The organism is Candidatus Omnitrophota bacterium (genome assembly GCA_028712255.1).
Taxonomy (GTDB): Bacteria; Omnitrophota; Gorgyraeia; order Gygaellales; family Profunditerraquicolaceae; genus UBA6249.
On sequence record JAQTQJ010000007.1, the window covers coordinates 13,007 to 27,729 of the forward strand.

13 protein-coding genes are annotated in these 14,723 nt (G+C 38.6%); all 13 read left to right on the forward strand.

Annotated features, from left to right (window positions below):
• Positions 1-37: 37 nt before the first annotated feature.
• Genes PHC29_04390 through PHC29_04450 form a run of 13 tightly spaced genes read left to right on the forward strand, consistent with a single transcriptional unit; the run spans position 38 to position 14,722 of the window.
• Positions 38-1,093: an alpha-ketoacid dehydrogenase subunit beta gene (locus PHC29_04390; protein ID MDD5108730.1), complete on the forward strand. Its 1,056-nt coding sequence runs from the start codon at positions 38-40 to the stop codon at positions 1,091-1,093.
• Positions 1,094-1,096: 3 nt separating this feature from the next.
• Positions 1,097-2,587, forward strand: a complete 1,491-nt coding sequence (locus tag PHC29_04395; protein MDD5108731.1) for a radical SAM protein — start codon at positions 1,097-1,099, stop codon at positions 2,585-2,587.
• 3 nt (positions 2,588-2,590) lie between these two features.
• The gene (locus PHC29_04400; protein ID MDD5108732.1) at positions 2,591-3,430 is read left to right on the forward strand and encodes an SDR family NAD(P)-dependent oxidoreductase; all 840 of its coding nucleotides are present in this window, start codon (positions 2,591-2,593) and stop codon (positions 3,428-3,430) included.
• A 1-nt stretch (position 3,431) separates the two neighbouring features.
• Positions 3,432-4,133 carry a class I SAM-dependent methyltransferase gene (locus PHC29_04405; GenBank protein ID MDD5108733.1) on the forward strand — a complete coding sequence of 234 codons (702 nt, stop codon included), beginning with the start codon at positions 3,432-3,434 and terminating at the stop codon, positions 4,131-4,133.
• A gap of 2 nt (positions 4,134-4,135) precedes the next feature.
• Positions 4,136-5,917, forward strand: coding sequence for a thiamine pyrophosphate-binding protein (locus PHC29_04410; protein MDD5108734.1), 1,782 nt, complete (start codon positions 4,136-4,138; stop codon positions 5,915-5,917).
• Positions 5,918-5,926: 9 nt separating this feature from the next.
• A complete protein-coding gene (locus tag PHC29_04415; protein MDD5108735.1) occupies positions 5,927-6,586 on the forward strand; it encodes a class I SAM-dependent methyltransferase in 660 nt (219 codons plus the stop codon).
• Complete coding sequence (locus PHC29_04420; protein ID MDD5108736.1) at positions 6,583-6,996, forward strand: NUDIX domain-containing protein; 414 nt, start codon at positions 6,583-6,585, stop codon at positions 6,994-6,996. Before PHC29_04415 ends, PHC29_04420 begins: the two co-directional genes overlap by 4 nt.
• Before the next feature lie 20 nt (positions 6,997-7,016).
• Entirely contained in the window at positions 7,017-7,934 is a 918-nt protein-coding gene (locus PHC29_04425) for a sugar nucleotide-binding protein (protein MDD5108737.1), read from the forward strand.
• Between the two features lie 6 nt (positions 7,935-7,940).
• Entirely contained in the window at positions 7,941-8,996 is a 1,056-nt protein-coding gene (locus tag PHC29_04430) for a zinc-binding dehydrogenase (protein ID MDD5108738.1), read from the forward strand.
• On the forward strand, positions 8,997-11,585 hold the full coding sequence (locus tag PHC29_04435; protein ID MDD5108739.1) for a TIGR04372 family glycosyltransferase: 2,589 nt from the start codon (positions 8,997-8,999) through the stop codon (positions 11,583-11,585). It begins immediately after the preceding gene.
• Entirely contained in the window at positions 11,582-12,847 is a 1,266-nt protein-coding gene (locus PHC29_04440; GenBank protein ID MDD5108740.1) for a TIGR04372 family glycosyltransferase, read from the forward strand. Before PHC29_04435 ends, PHC29_04440 begins: the two co-directional genes overlap by 4 nt.
• Positions 12,844-13,764 carry an NAD(P)-dependent oxidoreductase gene (locus PHC29_04445; GenBank protein ID MDD5108741.1) on the forward strand — a complete coding sequence of 307 codons (921 nt, stop codon included), beginning with the start codon at positions 12,844-12,846 and terminating at the stop codon, positions 13,762-13,764. The genes PHC29_04440 and PHC29_04445 overlap by 4 nt, the downstream gene beginning before the upstream one ends.
• Position 13,765: 1 nt before the next feature.
• The gene (locus PHC29_04450; GenBank protein MDD5108742.1) at positions 13,766-14,722 is read left to right on the forward strand and encodes a methyltransferase domain-containing protein; all 957 of its coding nucleotides are present in this window, start codon (positions 13,766-13,768) and stop codon (positions 14,720-14,722) included.
• Position 14,723 lies beyond the last annotated feature (1 nt).

A 14,723-nucleotide genomic window follows, 5' to 3' on the forward strand; every position in this document is an offset into this window, starting at 1 on the left:
AAAGCGACCGAAGCAATCTCTAATCAACTTTTAATCTATGAATAGACAAATAAATTTAGCGCAAGCAGTTCTTGAAGCAACAGCCCAATGTATGCAGGATGATGGCTCAGTTTATATTATGGGCCTGGGTGTTACCGACCCTAAAGGGGTTTTTGGAACTACTCTTGGGCTTGAAAAAAAATTCGGCGCAAAAAGAGTTTTGGATATGCCGGTAGCTGAAAACGGAATGACTGGTATTGCTATTGGCTCTGCTTTAGTTGGAATGCGCCCTATCTTGACTCACCAACGTATTGATTTTATGCTTTTATCCCTGGATCAGATAATCAATAATGCCGCAAAATGGCACTATATGTTTGGTGGAAAAATGAAGATACCGATAGTGATCCGTTTGTTAGTGGGCCGCGGGTGGGGGCAAGGGCCGCAGCATTCGCAAAGCCTGCAGGCGCTTTTTGCGCATATTCCGGGTTTAAAAGTAGTTATGCCGGCAACTCCCTATGATGCTAAAGGTTTATTGGTTTCTGCCGTTGAGGATAATAATCCGGTTATTTTTATTGAACATCGCTGGCTGCATAATACTTTGGGTAATGTCCCTTTAGAAAAATACAGGATTCCTTTAGGCAAGGCAAAAGTTGTAAAGGAGGGCAAGGATCTGACGATTATTTCTTCATCCTATACGACATTAGAAGCAATAAAGGTAGCTGAACTGTTTAAAAATGAAGGTATAAATATTGAAGTTGTAGATCTAAGGACAATTAAACCGCTGGACGAACTTACGATTATAAAATCGGTGAAGAAAACCAGAAGGTTAATTGTAATTGATAGTGCCTGGAGGAGCTTTTCTGTTGCCTCAGAGATATTGGCACAGGTTGCAGAAAAAGCGTATCAGTCTCTCAAGTGTGCGCCAGTACGCATTACCTTTCCGGATGCTCCGACTCCGACCGGCTGGGCATTGTCTAATCATTATTATCCTCAGATTGAGGATATAATAAATACTGTTAAAAAAATGTTAAAAATTAATAAACCACAACGATCAGAGAAAGTTTTAGATAAACCCTTGGACGTTCCTGATGCGACTTTTAAGGGGCCTTTTTAAATTATGTTAATTAAGCCTAAACAAATAAAGAAGATACTTTTAACTCAGCCTAATTATGCCTGGCTTTCTAAGAGGACCTGGCAATTTCCTCCCTATACTTTGTGCTTGTTGAAAGCGATTATTAAAGATCAGACTAAGGTGGTAGTATTTGATCCAAATTTTAAGAATTTGTCTGAACAGGAAGCAAGGGCTTTTCTACAAAAAACCAAGCCCGATTTGGTCGGAGTAAGCTCGATTTCAACGGAATATTTTAATGTTACCCGGCATACGATAGCCCTTATTCGTAAGTGCCTACCGAAAGCTGTAATTGTTTTAGGTGGTGTAATTCCTACGGTTATGATTCAAGAAGCGATGAAAGATAAAAATATTGATTATTGGATTATGGGAGAAGGAGAGCAATCATTTCCGTCTTTGATTGAGAAAATACGCTCAGACTCTAAAGATCTTACCGGTATTAGCGGCCTGGCGTATTGGCAGGGAAATAAGCCAGTCATCAATAAAGTGGAATTTATTACTGATCTTGACGCAATTCCTTTTCCTGATTATTCGGCTGTCGTTGGCGCCTCCCTGCAGGATTATGGCAATATCAAATTTAAATATGCTCCGGGGCTCCTGGCGCGTAATTACCCTGCGGCAGTTACGATTACTTCCAGAGGCTGTCCTTACAGGTGCATATTTTGCGCAGGAAGGACTGTAAGCGGCCAGAAAGTGCGCTTTAGAAGCGCGGAAAATGTGCTTAAAGAAGTTGATAGTTTATATAAACAGGGAATTCGGGAAGTTATTTTCTTAGACGACCATTTTTTAGCCAATCGAGGCCGGGCAATGAAAATAATGAATGGTATCTTAAATAACTATAAAGGCTTTAGCTGGAAGTGCGTTAATGTCACTGCCTGGCTGTTGGATGAAGAAATCTTAAATCTCATGTATAAAAGCGGCTGCACGCATATAACTGTTTCTATTGAATCCGGGAATCAGGATGTGCTTACGAATATTGTCAAAAAACCGATCAGGCTGGATATTATTCCGGAAAAACTAACCTTGGCTAGGTCAATTGGTTTTGATGTAATTGCAAATTTTGTTATCGGTTTTCCGGGGGAAACCTGGGAGCAGATTCGGGATACATTTAAATATGCCCAGAAGCTTAATGTCGATATGGTAAATTTTCATATTGCTACTCCATTACCGAAAACCGAATTAATGGATGTTTGTTTAGAGAATAAATTATTACCCGATGACTATGTAAAAAATATTTCTAAATATTCCGGTTACGGGAAAGGGTTAATTACAACTAAAGAATTTACTCCTTTTGAACTGGAAGTTTTGAGGTCTTTTGAATGGGACAGGATAAATTTCTCATCTCCTGAAAGAAGGGAAAAAATTGCCAGGATGCATGGGATAACTATGGAAGAATTAGGAGATTGGCGGATAAATACAAGGCGTAACCTTGGCGTAAACAGCAAGGTTAAGAACATAATGTCGGCTGCAAAAAGATAGAATATGGAGAGAAAAAAAGAAGTTAAAAAGAATGTTTTTATCCTAGGAATAGGCTCAGATATAGGAGCTCAGCTGGCATTGCGTTATCTGAATCAGGGATATGCTGTTATGGGAACTTATAGGCACAGGGGCAGCGTAAGGAGCCTGGCGCAAAAAGGTATTTGTCTTTTTCAGTGTGATGTCGCAAAAAAGCCAGAGATAAAAGAATGTATTAATAAAATTAAGAAAACAGCTAAGCCTTGGGATATTTTTATTTCTTGTGTAGGGACAATGGAGCCTATTGGTAAATTTTTTGATGTTAATTTTAATGAATGGGAAAATTCTATAATTGTTAATTCCACATCGCAACTGCGTTTTCTTCATGAATTATATCCTTATAGGCGTAAAAATACCTTAAATCATGTTGTGTTTTTCGCAGGAGGCGGAACGAACAATCCTTTTACCAATTATTCGGCTTATTGTGTTTCAAAAATTATGCTGATTAAGATGTGCGAACTTCTGGATGATGAAAATAATGACCTACATACGTTTATCGTTGGACCGGGAGTAGTAAAGACCAAGATCCATGCAGAGACGCTGCGGAATCGCTTGGCAGCCGGATCTAATTACAGCCGGACAAAACAATTTTTAAAATCGAATATCCTGGGAACTGACTATAAGGATATCTTTGACTGCATTAATTGGTGTATTGATCAGGGCCGTGAAGTTTCCGGAGGCCGCAATTTTTCTGTTGTTCACGATGCCTGGAAGAAGAGAGGGGAATCTTTTGTGCGACAGCTACGAGCTGATTCCAATAAATTTAAATTAAGAAGATTTAAGAACAGTAATAATAAAGGAGGATAAAGTGAAAAGTAGTAAAGTTAATAAATCAGCTAAAAAACTCTATAAAGAAGGAACAGGATACCAGTTTGATACCCAGGAGCTAAGGTTGGGACCCTGGACATCATACAGTTTGATTAATGACCCAAAGCATATGTGTTTTGTACTCTCTAGATATAAATTCTGCGCGAAAATTTTAGAAGGTAAAAATACTGTTATGGAGATAGGCTCAGGAGATGGTTTTGGCTTGCCGATTATAGCTCAGGCAGTAAAAAAGATATACGCAGTGGACTGGGATAAACGTTTACTCGAGGGTAATGCTGGACGTCTCAAACACTTAAAGAATGTAGAATATCTACATGTGGATTTTAATAAAGAATCTCCCAGCATTAAGGTGGATGGAATATACCTTATTGATGTAATTGAGCATTTAGACAAAAAAACTGAAAAAGTATTTTTGGATAACATCGCAAAATGCCTTAAGCCCACGGGAGTTTTAATTATTGGTACGCCTAACGTAACTGCTTCTGAGTATGCTACTCCTAGAAGTAGCATACAACATATTAATTTAAAAAGTAATAAAACTTTGCGAGAACTAATGGAGAAGTATTTTGAGAATGTATTTATGTTTGGAATGAATGATGAGGTTTTACATACCGGTTATGCTCCGATGTGCCATTATCTCTGGGCAGTGGGAGCAGGTTTACGTTTAAAAACAGGAAAATAACGATGAAGCTTTCGGATTATGTAGCCAAATTTTTGGTAGGACAAGGCATAAAACATGTATTTGTTATTACCGGCGGAGCATCTGCGCACCTGATTGATTCTATTGCTAAGACTCCTGGGATAAAATATATTTGTCCGCAGCATGAACAAGCAGGGGCAATGGCTGCCGATGCCTATGCTAGAGTTACTGGAAAATTAGGAGTGGCAATAGCCACCAGCGGACCGGGTGCCACCAATATGCTTACCGGGGTCTGTTGTTCATTCTATGATTCGATTCCGACGCTCTATATCACTGGACAGGTTTCAACCTTTCGTTCAAAAGGAAATGCCGGAATAAGGCAGTTGGGTTTTCAGGAAACAGATGTTACTGCAATATTTAGGCCTATCACTAAATATGCCGTAAGAATCAGGGATCCTAAAGAGATCAGGTATGAATTTGAAAAAGCTGTTCATATTGCGCATTCAGGAAGGCCGGGGCCAGTATTAATAGATATACCCGATAATTTACAAAGAATGGATGTCCAACCAAGATTATTAAAACCATTTATACCTGAAGATGGTAGAAATGATTCTCGTCGTTTGGATTCGCAGGTAATAAAGTGCATAGATTTACTTCGGCATGCAAAGAGGCCGGTTGTTATTCTTGGTTGGGGGATAAATCTTTCCGGCGCAGAAAAAGAAGTTTTAAAATTTGTGGAGAAGTCAGGATTACCGGTAGCGCCTACCTGGGGCCTAAGATATCTATTTCCGGCTAGCCATCCGCAATTAATCGGCGCATTCGGTACTCACGGCACACGTTACGGTAATTTTGCGGTACAAAATGCCGACTTTATTTTATCTATCGGGGCGCGCCTGGATACCCGTCAGGCAGGTTCACCTCACTGGACATTTGCCAGAGGTGCTAAAAGGATAGTTGTTGATATCGATCCTTGCGAGCTGAAGAAATTTAAGAAATTAAAAATGAAAATAGATTTGGAAGTCAATGCGGATGCCAAGGATTTTCTAGAGCTGCTTAACCGTAAAATTACCGGTATAAAACTCCCCCAGATATCGGCTTGGCAGAAGAAAATTGCTCAATGGAAAGAAAAATTTCCTGTTTTCAGGAAGGAATATTTTAAAGAGAGCGGTGTAAATCCGTATGTTTTCATAAAAATGCTTTCCGACCAGGCTTTACCGGGAGATGTTATTTTTGCTGATACTGGTTGTAGTCTAGCTTGGGTTTTGCAGTCTTTTGAATTCAAAAAAGGGCAGAAGCTTTTTAGCGCTTTTAACAACACGCCGATGGGATATTCTTTACCGGCAAGTATCGGCGCCTCTTTTGCCATTAATAAAAAACCCGTGATCTGTGTAACCGGAGACGGTGGTTTACAGATGAATATTCAGGAGCTCATAACGGCTCTAAAGCATAAACTCCCAATAAAAATCTTTCTTTTTAATAATCACGGTTATGGCATGATTCGTCAAACTCAAGACCAGTGGTTTTGTTCGCGATATGAGGCCTCTACCATAGAAAGCGGGCTAGCTTTCCCGGATTTTATTAAGGTAGCCAAAGCCTACGGTTATAAAACAGTTAATATATTAAAAGCAAAAGATATGCATAAAGGTATTAGTGAAACTCTGCATTCAAAAGGCCCTGTTTTGTGTAATATCGAGATGCACTTAGGCCATAGCGTAATTCCACAGGTTAAATTCGGAAGGGCCCTGGAAGATGGGGAGCCTTTGTTGGAAAGAAAGCATTTTTTTGAATGTATGATTGTTAAGCCGCATAAAGCATCGCTTAAATAGGAGGAATAGTTGAAAAGAGAAATAAACCTATTAGATTCACATCCTAAAACTGTCCGTGATTATGATAAGCGCGCCAAAGAAAAAACTCCGGAAATTGTTGCTATAGCTAAGCAATTTGGAAAGGATTTTTTTGATGGTGATAGGAAGTGCGGTTATGGCGGGTATAAATATGATGGGCGCTGGAAATCGGTAGTAAAAAGATTCAAAGATTATTATCACTTGGCAGATAACTGTGCAATCCTGGATATTGGATGCGGGAAAGGTTTTATGCTTGCTGATTTTAAAGAACTTATGCCGCAGGCAACTATTGCCGGAATAGATGTTAGTGAATACGCAATTGAAAACGCTATGCCGCAAGTAAAACCGTATTTAGAGATCGCTAGCGCTGAGAAGTTACCGTATCCTGACAAATCTTTCGATCTGGTTATTTCTATTAACTCGATTCATAATCTTCCACTTCAGCGGCTTAAAATTGCTTTAAAGGAGATTCAGCGTGTCTGTCGCGGGGATAGTTATATCACTATCGATGCCTGGCGTAATGAAATGGAACGCGATAATTTATTTAAATGGGTGCTTACTGCTGAAACGATGATGCATGTTGATGATTGGAAAAAGCTGTTTTTAGAAACTGGTTATACCGGTGACTACTGGTGGTTTATTGCAGATTGAAGAAGCCTGATGTTGAGACAGCGCACGCTATCTTATTGCTTTCGGGTAAGTATGTTATGCAATTGCGCGATGATAAACCGGGTATAGCTGCTCCAGGCCAATGGTCCCTCTTTGGAGGTAAGATTAACCTTGGGGAGACTCCTTTAGCAGCAGTTAAGCGGGAGCTTTTTGAAGAGCTTTTAATTCAGCCGGAGTTTAAGTTTTTCCAGCGTGCGGATTATTATTATGATTTTGTGAAGGGTAATGTCAGGACATGGTTTTTTGTATCAAATATTGATACTGTTTGGGATGCTCATAAACTTAGAGAAGGTAAGGCCGTAGATATTTTTTCTTTTGCTGAGCTTGAAAAATTAGATATTCCTGATGTTATAAGGCAAGCTTTAAATCGGTACAATTCTAAAAAGAAATAGGCTCAAACTTTTAGGCGCGGATGAATACTGATATTCCAAAGACAGCAATAATTGGGGCTAGCGGATTTTTGGGGCGCTATTTTTTACCGGCATATCGTAAAATTTATCCGGATTGTATTGCCACGGTAAAAAATGGTTCTGTTGAGGATCAGCATATGTATGATCTCGATCTCTATAAGCCTAATATAGCTGGGCTTCAATTGGCTAAAAGGCATTATAAAGAGGCGCTTATTTTTGCCGCGATTACCAGAGTTAATATTACTGAGAAAGAGAAAGTAGAAGTCAGGAAAGCCAATGTTGACGGTACTTTTGAACTTATTCGTCAGCTTACCGAAGAAGGCGTAAAACCAGTTTTTTTTTCAAGTTCCTATGTTTTTGACGGTAAGACAGGTAGCTATACAGATCAATCTCCTGTAAACCCAATAATTGAATATGGTAAGCAAAAAGCTGAGGTAGAAGCGCAGATATCCGCTATAACCAAAGAGAATTTTTTAGTAATAAGATTATGTAAAATATTTTCTCTTGTTAAAGAAGATAAGACATTTCTTGATGAAATTGCGGGAATTTTGTCATCGGGCGGCACTTATCGGGCCGCGTATGATCAGATATTTTGTCCGACTCTCGTAACAGATGTTATTGCTGCGGTTAGTTTGCTTCAATCTCAAGGCTCAACAGGGATTATTAATGTGTGTTCTCCTGAAGTGTGGTCAAGATATGATTTGGCTATTGTTTTGGCTAGGTTAATGGGGGTAAGTACAGATAAAGTAATTAGGGCTTCCTTGGATGAAATTATGATAAGCCCAAGATATCCGAAAAACACAAGTATGATATCGGGGATTGTATTAAAGCCAGTTAGCGATTTTACTCCCATATCTATTTGTCTTGAGCAGACAGCAAGGCACTGGACAAATCAGATATTAAAAACTAATAAACAATAAAAATAAATGATGAAAATATTGGCAGCAGTATTATCGGAAATCAATAAACCATTGATAATTGAAGAACTTTTGCTTCCGGATTTATTAGCCGGGCAGGTGCTGGTAAAAATTGCCTATAGTGGGATTTGTCATACTCAGCTAAATGAGATGCGCGGGTTAAAAGGTAAGGATAAGTTTCTTCCGCATACCTTAGGGCATGAAGGCTCTGGAGTAGTTGAGGCTATTGGCGCTGGAGTAAAAAAAATCAAGATAGGAGATAGGGTAGTATTAACTTGGATTAAAGGTAACGGTTCTGATATTCCATCTGCTTCATATAAAAGAAATGATAACACAATTGTTAATTCCGGGGCAATTTCTACCTTTATGACAAAAGCAGTTATTTCTGAAAATCGCCTGGTTAAAATTCCGGATGCAATGCTACTTCGTGAGGCTGCGCTTTTGGGATGCGCTATTCCTACGGGTGCAGGTATCGTGATGAATACAATGGATATTTCTGAAAATAAAAGTATTGCGATTTTTGGCATGGGAGGCATCGGTTTAAGCGCATTGCTGGCTGCTAAAGCCCGTGGGGCATCGAAAATTATCGCTATAGATATATCCGAAGATAGGCTTAAGCAATCAACTATACTTGGAGCCACACATGCATTAAACGCTAAGAAGGATAACATTATTGAAGCAATCATGAAGATTACGGATAGCAAGGGTGTTGATTATGCGATTGAATCTGCCGGCAAAAAGGAATCTATGGAGATAGCTTTTAAATCAGTCCGGGATAATGGCGGGTTGTGCGTTATAGCGGGTAACCTTTCTTTTGGCGAAAAGATTCAAATTAACCCTTTTGATTTGATTAAGGGTAAACGCATAATCGGTACCTGGGGAGGCCAAACTCAACCGGATAGAGATATACCCATGTATGCGGATTGGGTTATCTCTGGAAAATTTAATTTGAGAGAATTAGTCTGCCGTATTTTTGCGCTAAAAGATATCAACGAAGCTGTTGAATATATGGAACAGAGTGCGGTAGGGCGCGTTTTGATTGATATGGGGCTAACGCAAGGATAAATGCAAGCTATATTACATAAATCACGTAAATTACTGCGTAAGATCGAAGTTGACAGGGCGGTGTTATTCGGGGTGTTATCTAAATTCTGGAGTGTTTTCGCCGGGCCCGTAACTGCTTTACTGATAGTTGTAAAATTTACTCCTGAATATCAGGGGTATTACTATACTTTTGCTAGTCTTTTGGCTTTGCAGGTTTTTGTGGAATTAGGGTTAGGTACCGTTATTATACAGTTTGCCAGTCATGAATGGTCTAAATTAGGGATCGATGAAGGTGGCAATATTACCGGAGATAAAGATGCGTTATCGCGGCTGAGAAGTTTGGCTAGTATTACTTCTAAATGGTATATGGTGGGTGCAGCGATTATCGCTTTGGGGTTAAGTGTAGCTGGCTATATGTTTTTTATAAAGTCACACAACGCCGGTGTAAACTGGGTATTCCCATGGTTCTCCTTGTGTTTTCTTACTGCGGTCACGATATGTTTTATTCCGGTTTGGGCTTTGCTTGAAGGCTGTAATCAGGTGTCTAATGTATATACTTACCGTTTTTTTCAAGGGATTATTACCAGTTTATCTGTTTGGGTAGCAATTTTCATTGGCGCTAAGCTTTGGGCAGCATCTATTTCGGTTGTATCGGTATTGTTGTGCTCGGTAATATTTTTAGGATTTAGATACCGCAATTTTATTAAAAGTCTTTTTTTGCGTAATATTTCGGGTGTTCGCATAGATTGGCGTAAAGAAATTTTTCCTATGCAGTGGAGAATAGCGCTTAGTTGGATCACTGGATATTTTGTTTTTTCGCTATTCACTCCTGTTCTTTTTCGTTATCACGGCCCAATTATTGCGGGTCAATTTGGCATGACCTGGACTATTATTGGGGGAATAGGAGCAATTGCCGGTTCATGGTTATCACCTAAGATACCGCAGTTTGGCATGTTGATTGCGCGTAAAGAATACCAAAAGCTTGATCAGCTTTTTTGGCGTATTACGAAAATATTTATTTTTATTATTTTGGCCCTTTCAGTATTCGTCTGGATAGCTATTTATGTTCTTTACCAGACAGCCAATCCTTTTTCTCAGCGCATTCTTCCACCGCTTCCTGCAGGATTATTCCTTATTGCCCAGATTATTTCAATATTATCTTTCCCTTTTTCATTTTATCTGAGGGCACATAAGAAAGAACCACTTTTGTATTTTTCTGTTCTCTTGGGGGTAGTCACTGGCTTGTCTACTTTTATACTTGGTAAGAATTTTGGTATTAATGGGATGGCTTTTGGTTATTTAATTATTAATATTATTTTTATACCTTTTGTGGTTCTAATCTGGCATAACTGTCGCCGTTTTTGGCACGCTAATATTGATTCCGATAAGAAAATATTTTTTTGGATAGGGTACATTCATAGCAAAATACAAAACAAAGCATTATTTTGCTATATTAAAGAGAATGTCCGCAGGTTATATTTAATAATTATTTCTAATCTGTGCGGTATTATTGCCTATCCGTTTTGTTTATTAATGCGGATCAGATTTCTGGTTTTATTGGAGGGTGCTATTGGACATCTCTGTGTTGAACTGGATTGCTATATTAAAGAAGGAATATTAGGATTACACCGAAGAGAGAAGGCTATTTTATTGGCCTCTTCCGCTAAAATATGTAATATGCATTTTTTGGGTTATTGGAAGCGGTATTTTACAATCATTAGTTCTCCATGGCTTTGCGCGATATTAGAACCGTTAGCGAGAAATAGATTTACCGGTTATTCATCTTATCGGTTTGCTGTTTCTTTTGAAGCCGCATATTTTCCTGAAATTCAAAAAAGATTTGCCGGTAGGCCTGCGTTACTTTCTTTGAAACAGGATGATATTGTACGTGGTTGGGAGGTTTTATACAAGATGGGATTGAAAAAAGGAGATTGGTTTGTTTGTTTTCATTGCCGGGAGGATGGTTCTTTCGGAAAGCCTGATTGTTCTCCTCGCAATGCCAATATCGAAAATTATTTTTCTGCAATAGAATCAGTAGTTAGCCGCGGCGGTTGGGTAATCCGCATGGGAGATGAGGCTATGAAGTCTCTGCCGCCCATGAGGCAGGTAATTGACTATGCTCATTCAGAATTTAAAAGTGACTGGATGGATGTTTTTCTTTGTGGTAGTACTAAGTTTTTTCACGGTAGCCATTCTGGATTAAGTGCTTTGCCTTCGATATTTGGCGTTCCTGTGGCGATAACCAACTATGCGCATATGTCCGGTGTTTTACCTTATGGAGTTGAAGATATATGTATGCCTAAGCTGACTTGGTCGGATAAGCAGAACCGTTATCTTCATTTTAAAGAAGTCTCACTTATCCCGCTTAGGAAGATCTGGCAGGACTATGAATCATTGGAATTGCGTTTGGTCGATAATGATCCGGAGGATATTAAAAATCTGACTGATGAGATGTTCGCTAGAATCGAAGGGAAAATGGTATATACCGAAGAAGACAATATCCTACAGCAGCGTTTTAAATCACTCATGAATCCTAGCCATTTTTCCTATGGGAGTGTTTCACGTATTGGCAGGGATTTTTTACGTAAATACTCATATTTAGTTTTATGAAAAATAATAAATTTAATTTTCAAATTGAACTTCAATACAAATATGAGATTTTGGCTGCTCTTTTGCATAGGATTAAAGAGAAGGGGATTTTTTTCTGCATAAGAAGAGGTTTTAAAAAATTACTATATGATGTAATTTTTTGTCAGATTGCAGGATTTATTGCTTGGCCATTTTGTAGTTTATTCAATGTAAAATTCATTAGCCCTCTTGAATGCGGTATTGGCCATCTTTGTGTCGAGCCGGATTGCTATATTAAAGAAGGGATGTTGTGCCTTCGGCCACAATTTAAAATTATTATGTTGGTTCCTAAAAATAAAATTTATAACCGGCATCTTTTAACTTACTGGGAAAAATATATAAAAATTATTACTTCACCTTTGTTTTGCTTGTTATTTGATCCACTGCAAAAAAATAAATTTACTTTAGCTCAAACTCATCGTTTTGTTTTTTCACCCAATAGCGCCTACTTTCCCCAGATTCAAAAAAAGTTTTCAGATAGGCCGGCGCTTTTGATTTTACGAGATGAAGACCTTAAGCGTGGTTGGGCCGTTTTATATGATTTGGGGATGAAAAAAGATGATTGGTTTGTCTGTGTTCACTGCAGAGAAGATGGATGTTCAGGAAGAATCGAACCTACGCGTAATGCCGATATCCATAATTATTTTCCTGCCATGGATGATATTGTTCAGCGTGGCGGCTGGGTGATTCGTATGGGGGATAAATCCATGAAGCAAATTCCATCTATGAAAGGTGTTATTGATTACCCTCACCTGGGGATTAAAAGTGAATGGATGGATGTTTTTCTTTGCGCAGCTTCTAAGTTTTTTCTCGGTAGTCATTCAGGATTGTGCCATGTAGCTAATATATTCGGTGTGCCTGTGGCTATAGCAAATTCCGCACATATGGCAGGCGTACTTCCTTATGGAGCCAAAGATATAGCTATACCGAAATTGACCTGGTCAGATAAAGAAAACAGGTATCTTCATTTTAAAGAGGTCTTTGATTCTGCTTTAAGCCATTCTTGCCTTAGTCAGCTATATGAATCTTCACAGTTACGCCTGGTTGAGAATTCACCCGAAGATATAAAGAAACTGGCGGAAGAGATGTTTGATAGAATTGAAGGTAAACTTAATTATGCTCAGGTAGATGAAGAACTTCAGCAGCGTTTTAAATCACTGATGAATCCCAGTCATTTTTCCTATGGGAGTGTTTCACGTATTGGCAGAGATTTTTTACATAAATACTCAAATTTAATTTTATGAAGAAGATTTTAGTTACCGGGGCAACCGGTTTTATTGGTAGGCATTGTTTACCTTTGTTAATAGAAAAAGGTTATCAGGTACATGCCGTATCATTTTCCAAAAATGATTTTAGTTGCCCGGGTGTACGTTGGTGTCAGGTTAACCTGTTAAATTCTAAAGACACTGATAGCCTGGTCTCTTCAGTTAGAGCCACGCATCTTTTACATTTAGCTTGGTATACCGAACATAAGAAATATTGGACTGCTTTAGAGAATCATGATTGGGTGCGGGCTAGTTTTGATTTGGTAAAATCCTTTCGTACTCAAGGCGGGCAAAGAGCCGTAATCGCAGGAACCTGCGCCGAATATGATTGGAGTCAAGGAAGGTGTTCTGAGGATACTACACCTTTGTTGCCTGCTACTTTATATGGTAATTGCAGAAATGAATTAAGAAAGAAAGTTGAGGTTCTCTCTAAAGAAACTGGCTTAAGCAGTGTTTGGGCAAGGATATTTTTTGCTTATGGGCCAGCTGAGCATCCTAATCGTTTAGTATCCTCAGTTATTGCTTCACTTCTTAAAGGTAAACAGATTCCTTGTTCAGAAGGCAACCAAAAGCGTGATTTTTTGTATGTCGAGGATGTTGCTTTGGCTTTTGTGGCTTTACTGGAAAGTAACTTTTGCGGCGCGATAAATATCGGTTCCGGGGTTCCGGTATCGATTAAAGAATTAATTAATATTATTTCGGCAAAATTAGGCCGGTCGGATTTAGTCCAATTTGGTAAAATAACCGCAAATACGAACGAGCCGGAGCTTTTAGTTGCAGACGTGAAGAAGATTCAAGATATAATCGGCTGGTTTGCACGGTATGACCTTAACCATGGGCTGGATAAAACTATTGCATGGTGGAAGGATTATTTAAAAAAGGAAAATAGTAATTAAAATGAAATTACCAGCTGAAGTTATAAATTTATTAAGTTGTCCGGTATGTAAAAGCAAGCTTAAATTGCAAGGGGATTTATTCAAATGTATCAATCTGGATTGTAATTTGGCATATCCTGTTGTAAATGATATTCCGGTATTGATTAATGAGAAAAACAGCCTTTTTTCAATCAATGATTTCGTGAATAGTAAATCAACTTATTTTCCTAAGAGCTATCATTCCCGGATTAGGAAAATTATTAAAGGAATAATTCCGGGCATTGGCGTAAACATTAAGGCGCGTCAAAATCTGGCTAAATTTAGCGAATTAGCATTAAAACAATCTAAATCTCCAAAAATACTGGTTATCGGCGCAAGTATTGTTGGGCCAGGAATGGATAGTTTGATTAAAAATGGATCGATGCAATTAATAGAAAGCGATATTTCGTTTGGCCCGAGAACAATGTTGATTTCTGATGCTCATGATATACCTTTCGATGATTGTTCGTTTGACGGAGTAATAATACAGGCAGTGCTTGAGCATGTAATAGACCCATATTTATGCGTGAGTGAGATTTTTAGAGTTTTGAAAAATGATGGCCTTGTTTACGCAGAAACACCGTTTATGCAGCAAGTGCATGGTAAGCAGTTTGATTTTACCAGATTTACTTATTTAGGGCATAGGCGCTTGTTCAGGAGGTTTCAGGATATCTCAAGCGGAGCTGTTTCCGGACCGGGCATGGCACTTGCCTGGTCATGGCGATTTTTTCTTACAAGTTTTACAAAAAATGAAATTATTAAAAATATTTTATTAGTTTTTGCGCATCTTACTTCGTTTTATTTTAAATATTTTGATTATATTTTGATCAGAAAAAGAGCAGCATTAGATGCTGCTTCGGCTTATTATTTTATGGGCCGTAAAAGCGAGGAGATTCTTTCCGATAGAGAATTAATCGGTTTATATAACAGAAAAAAATAAA

Coding starts and splice junctions, on each gene's coding strand:
- PHC29_04390 (MDD5108730.1), top strand. CDS start 38: ATGAATAGACAAATAAATTTAGCGCAAGCAGTTCTTGAAGCAACAGCC.
- PHC29_04395 (MDD5108731.1), top strand. CDS start 1,097: ATGTTAATTAAGCCTAAACAAATAAAGAAGATACTTTTAACTCAGCCT.
- PHC29_04400 (MDD5108732.1), top strand. CDS start 2,591: ATGGAGAGAAAAAAAGAAGTTAAAAAGAATGTTTTTATCCTAGGAATA.
- PHC29_04410 (MDD5108734.1), top strand. CDS start 4,136: ATGAAGCTTTCGGATTATGTAGCCAAATTTTTGGTAGGACAAGGCATA.
- PHC29_04425 (MDD5108737.1), top strand. CDS start 7,017: ATGAATACTGATATTCCAAAGACAGCAATAATTGGGGCTAGCGGATTT.
- PHC29_04430 (MDD5108738.1), top strand. CDS start 7,941: ATGATGAAAATATTGGCAGCAGTATTATCGGAAATCAATAAACCATTG.
- PHC29_04435 (MDD5108739.1), top strand. CDS start 8,997: ATGCAAGCTATATTACATAAATCACGTAAATTACTGCGTAAGATCGAA.
- PHC29_04440 (MDD5108740.1), top strand. CDS start 11,582: ATGAAAAATAATAAATTTAATTTTCAAATTGAACTTCAATACAAATAT.
- PHC29_04445 (MDD5108741.1), top strand. CDS start 12,844: ATGAAGAAGATTTTAGTTACCGGGGCAACCGGTTTTATTGGTAGGCAT.
- PHC29_04450 (MDD5108742.1), top strand. CDS start 13,766: ATGAAATTACCAGCTGAAGTTATAAATTTATTAAGTTGTCCGGTATGT.